Source organism: Streptomyces synnematoformans (genome assembly GCF_039531005.1).
In the GTDB taxonomy this organism is placed as follows: domain Bacteria; phylum Actinomycetota; class Actinomycetes; order Streptomycetales; family Streptomycetaceae; genus Streptomyces; species Streptomyces synnematoformans.
This window is the reverse complement of record NZ_BAAAPF010000438.1, coordinates 1-4,479: the sequence shown is the minus strand read 5'-3', so window position 1 is coordinate 4,479 and position 4,479 is coordinate 1. Positions and strand designations below refer to the sequence as shown.

The following is a 4,479-nucleotide window of genomic DNA, read 5'->3' as shown; positions in this document are numbered from 1 at the left end:
GGTGCGGCCGCCGTCGGCGGCGATGAGGTAACGGGCGGTGGCCGGCCCGGCGGTGGCGGCGGCTTCGGCGGTCTCCGGCGCGGCGGCGCCGGTGGCGGCGGCCTCGGCGGCCGTCCCGGCGGCGGTGGCCGTCCCGGCCTCGCCGGCGGTCCCGGCGGTCCCGGTGGCCGCGGCGGCACGCAGGGCGCCTTCGGGCGTCCGGGCGGTCCCGCGCGCCGCGGTCGCAAGTCGAAGCGGCAGCGCCGCCAGGAGTACGAGCAGATGCAGGCGCCGTCCATCGGCGGCGTGATGCTCCCGCGCGGCAAGGGCGAGACGGTCCGTCTCTCCCGCGGCGCGTCCCTCACCGACTTCGCGGAGAAGATCAACGCCAACCCGGCGTCGCTGGTCCAGGTGATGTTCAACCTGGGCGAGATGGTCACCGCGACGCAGTCCGTCTCCGACGAGACGCTGCACCTCCTGGGCGAGGAGATGAACTACACCGTCCAGGTCGTCAGCCCGGAGGAGGAGGACCGCGAGCTGCTCGAGTCCTTCGACATCGAGTTCGGCGAGGACGAGGGCGGCGAGGAGGCGCTCGTGCCGCGGCCCCCGGTGGTCACCGTCATGGGCCACGTCGACCACGGCAAGACGCGCCTGCTGGACGCGATCCGCAAGACCAACGTCCTGGAGGGCGAGGCCGGCGGCATCACCCAGCACATCGGCGCGTACCAGGTGGCGACCGACGTCAACGGCGACGAGCGCCGGATCACCTTCATCGACACCCCGGGTCACGAGGCGTTCACCGCCATGCGTGCCCGCGGTGCGAAGGCGACCGACATCGCGATCCTCGTGGTCGCGGCCAACGACGGCGTGATGCCGCAGACGGTCGAGGCGCTGAACCACGCCAAGGCGGCCGAGGTGCCGATCGTCGTCGCGGTCAACAAGATCGACGTCGAGGGCGCGGACCCGGCGAAGGTACGCGGCCAGCTCACCGAGTACGGGCTGGTGGCCGAGGAGTACGGCGGCGAGACGATGTTCGTCGACATCTCCGCCAGGGAGGGCCTGCACATCGAGGACCTGCTGGAGGCCGTCGTCCTCACCGCGGACGCCAGCCTGGACCTGCGCGCGAACCCGAAGCAGGACGCCGAGGGCCTCGCGATCGAGGCCCACCTCGACCGCGGCCGCGGCGCCCTGGCGACCGTGCTGGTCCAGCGCGGCACGCTGCGCGTCGGCGACACGATGGTCGTCGGCGACGCCTACGGCCGCGTGCGCGCCATGCTCGACGACATGGGCAACCCCCTGGAGGAGGTCGGCCCCTCGACCCCCGCCCAGGTGCTCGGTCTGACCAGTGTCCCCGGCGCCGGCGACAACTTCCTGGTGGTCGAGGAGGACCGGACGGCCCGCCAGATCGCCGAGAAGCGCGCCGCGCGCGAGCGCAACGCCGCCTTCGCCAAGCGCACCCGCCGGGTGTCGCTGGAGGACCTGGACAAGGTGCTCAAGGCCGGCGAGGTGCAGCAGCTCAACCTCATCATCAAGGGCGACGCGGCGGGTTCCGTCGAGGCGCTGGAGTCCTCGCTGATGCAGCTGGACGTCGGTGAAGAGGTGGACCTGCGCGTGCTGCACCGCGGCGTGGGTGCGGTCACCGAGACCGACATCGACCTGGCCACGGGCTCGGACGCGATCGTGATCGGCTTCAACGTCCGCGCCGAGGGCCGGGCGACGCAGATGGCCGAGCGCGAGGGCGTCGACGTCCGGTACTACTCGGTGATCTACCAGGTCATCGAGGAGATCGAGGCCGCGCTGAAGGGCATGCTCAAGCCGGAGTACGAGGAGGTGGAGCTCGGCACCGCCGAGATCCGCGAGGTCTTCCGCTCCTCCAAGCTGGGCAACATCGCCGGTGTGCTCATCCGCTCCGGCGAGGTCAGGCGCAACTCCAAGGCCCGGGTCGTCCGCGACGGCAAGGTGGTCGCGGAGAACCTCAACATCGAGGGCCTGCGCCGCTTCAAGGACGACGTCACCGAGATCCGCGAAGGGTTCGAGGGCGGTATCAACCTCGGAAACTACAACGACATCAAGGTGGACGACGTCATCGCGACATACGAGATGCGCGAGAAGCCGCGCGGCTGACCCGCAGCACCGTCGGCAGGGGGCGGCCCTTCACGAAGGGCCGCCCCTTCGCCGCCCACCATCCCGTATATCCCGTACCGGCGGGTGATCCGGACACACGTGTACGTAGGAACGCTTTCCTGCGACTTCCTCCTCGGCGACGTACGGTCGCTGAAGGAGAAGCGCTCCGTCGTCCGCCCGATCGTCGCGGAGCTGATCCGCAAGTACGCGGTGACCGCTGCGGAGGTCGGACACCAGGACCTGTACCGGCGGACCGTGATCGGTCTGGCGACGGTCTCCGGGGACGCCGGGCACCTCACCGACGTGCTGGACCGCTGCGAGCGCATGCTCGCCGCCCGGCCGGAGGTGGAGCTGCTGGCCGTACGCCGGCGGATCCACCACGAAGACGACGAGTAGACAAGTGGGCAAGGAGACGGACCAGTGGCCGACAACGCACGGGCGAAGCGCTTGGCGGACCTCATCCGTGAGGTCGTGGCCGAGAAGCTGCAGCGGGGTATCAAGGACCCGCGGCTCGGCTCCAGGGTGACCATCACCGACACGCGGGTCACCGGCGACCTCCGGGAGGCGACCGTCTTCTACACGGTGTACGGCGACGACGAGGAGCGGGCGCAGGCCGCGAAGGGGCTGGAGAGCGCCAAGGGCGTGCTGCGCTCGGCGGTCGGCGCCGCGGCCGGGGTGAAGTTCACGCCCACGCTGGCGTTCGTGCCGGACGCGCTGCCCGAGAACGCCAAGAACATCGACGACGTGCTGGCCCGGGCCCGGCAGCAGGACGAGCAGGTGCGCTCCGCCGCCGCGGGCGCGGAGTACGCGGCCGGGGCCGACCCGTACCGCCGGGACCGGGACGAGGACGACGAGGACGGCGACGGGAGCGGTGCCGCGAGCGGCGGCGCGGGCGAGGACGCGGACGGGGGCCCGGCGCGGGCATGAGCGGGAAGTCGACCGGCCCGGACGGCCTTGTCCTCGTCGACAAGCCGGCCGGGCTGACCTCGCACGACGTCGTCGGCCGGCTCCGCCGGCTGGCCCGTACCCGGCGCGTCGGCCACGCCGGGACGCTGGATCCGATGGCGACGGGCGTGCTCGTCGTCGGCGTGGAGAAGGCGACCCGGCTGCTCGGCCACCTCGCGCTCACCGACAAGGAGTACCGGGCCACGATCCGCCTCGGCCAGACGACGGTGACCGACGACGCCGAGGGCGACGTCACCGCCGCCGCCGACGCCGGCGACCTGCCGCCGGGCGCGGTCGACGCCGGCATCGCCGGGCTGACCGGCGACCTCCTGCAGGTGCCGTCCGCGGTCAGCGCGATCAAGGTGGCCGGCAAGCGGTCGTACAAGCGGGTGCTGGACGGCGAGGACGTGGAACTGCCGGCCCGGCCGGTGACCGTCAGCACGTTCGTGCTGCACGACGTCCGCACGACGACGGCCGGCGACGGCACGCGGGTCACGGACCTGGACGTGACGGTGGTGTGCTCCTCCGGCACGTATATCCGCGCCCTCGCCCGCGACCTCGGCGCCGAGCTGGGCGTCGGCGGCCACCTCACCGCGCTGCGCCGCACCCGCGTCGGCCCGTACGGGCTGGACGGCGCGCGGACGCTGGCGCAGTTGGAGGAGCGGCTGGAGGTGCTGCCGATCGGGGCCGCCGCGGCGGCGGCCTTCCCGCGCTGGGACGTCGACGCCGAGCAGGCGCGACTGCTGTCGCACGGGGTGCGGGTGACGGTGCCGGCGGGGCTGGCGGAGGGGCCGAACGCGGTGTTCGGGCCGGACGGGCGGTTCCTGGCGCTGGTGGAGCCGGCCGGGGGACGGGCGAAGGCGCTGGCGGTGTTCGCGTAGCGCGCGGGTAGGACGCGGGGGGTACGCGACGGCCGTTGCGGCCGTCCGCGGCGCGGCCCGCACAGCCGGTACTCCGCCGAACGGGTGTCCCCGGGGGCGCATCGCGCCATTCCCGTTTCCCGTGATCAGCCGGTGGCAAGCCATGCCCTGGGCCCACTCGGGGAGGCTGGTCGATGCCGCACTCATCGCCGCCGCCGCGCGCGCCCGGCACCGTCGTGCACATCCGCGACCTCGCCGGCCGTCCGCGGGGCACCGGATTCCTCGTGGACGCCGCGGGCACGCTGCTCACCAGCCACGAGGCCGTCGACGGGCTCCCGCGACTGGTGCTGCACGCCCCCGGCGACGCGCGCACGCGGCTCGTCGAGGCCGCGGACGTCACCCCGTTGCCGGCCGCCGACCTCGCGGTCGTACGGGCCGGAGGGCTGGCCGGCGGCCGCCCGTTCGCGCTCGCCGCGGCCGGGCTCGAGGACGGCGCCGAGGTGGCCGGGGGGCGGCCGGCGGCGGTGCGGGTGCCGGAGCGGGTGGTGGCCGCGGCCCCGGCCACGTACAC

4 protein-coding genes and 1 pseudogene are annotated in these 4,479 nt (G+C 73.7%); all 5 read left to right on the top strand.

All coding sequences use genetic code 11. The features are described 5' to 3' along the window. Window positions 1-2,103, top strand: a 2,103-nt coding sequence (infB, locus tag ABD317_RS33915; RefSeq protein ID WP_344295181.1) for a translation initiation factor IF-2, incomplete at its 5' end; no start/stop codon positions are given. A 99-nt stretch (window positions 2,104-2,202) separates the two neighbouring features. After that, window positions 2,203-2,499 (top strand): DUF503 family protein, encoded by a 297-nt coding sequence (locus tag ABD317_RS33910; RefSeq protein ID WP_027754903.1) that lies wholly within the window; start codon window positions 2,203-2,205, stop codon window positions 2,497-2,499. A gap of 24 nt (window positions 2,500-2,523) precedes the next feature. Continuing rightward, entirely contained in the window at window positions 2,524-3,030 is a 507-nt protein-coding gene (gene rbfA / locus ABD317_RS33905; protein ID WP_344295179.1) for a 30S ribosome-binding factor RbfA, read from the top strand. Further along, entirely contained in the window at window positions 3,027-3,929 is a 903-nt protein-coding gene (truB, locus tag ABD317_RS33900; RefSeq protein ID WP_344295177.1) for a tRNA pseudouridine(55) synthase TruB, read from the top strand. Before rbfA ends, truB begins: the two co-directional genes overlap by 4 nt. Before the next feature lie 173 nt (window positions 3,930-4,102). After that, a pseudogene (locus tag ABD317_RS33895) lies at window positions 4,103-4,479 on the top strand (serine protease); the annotation flags it as partial.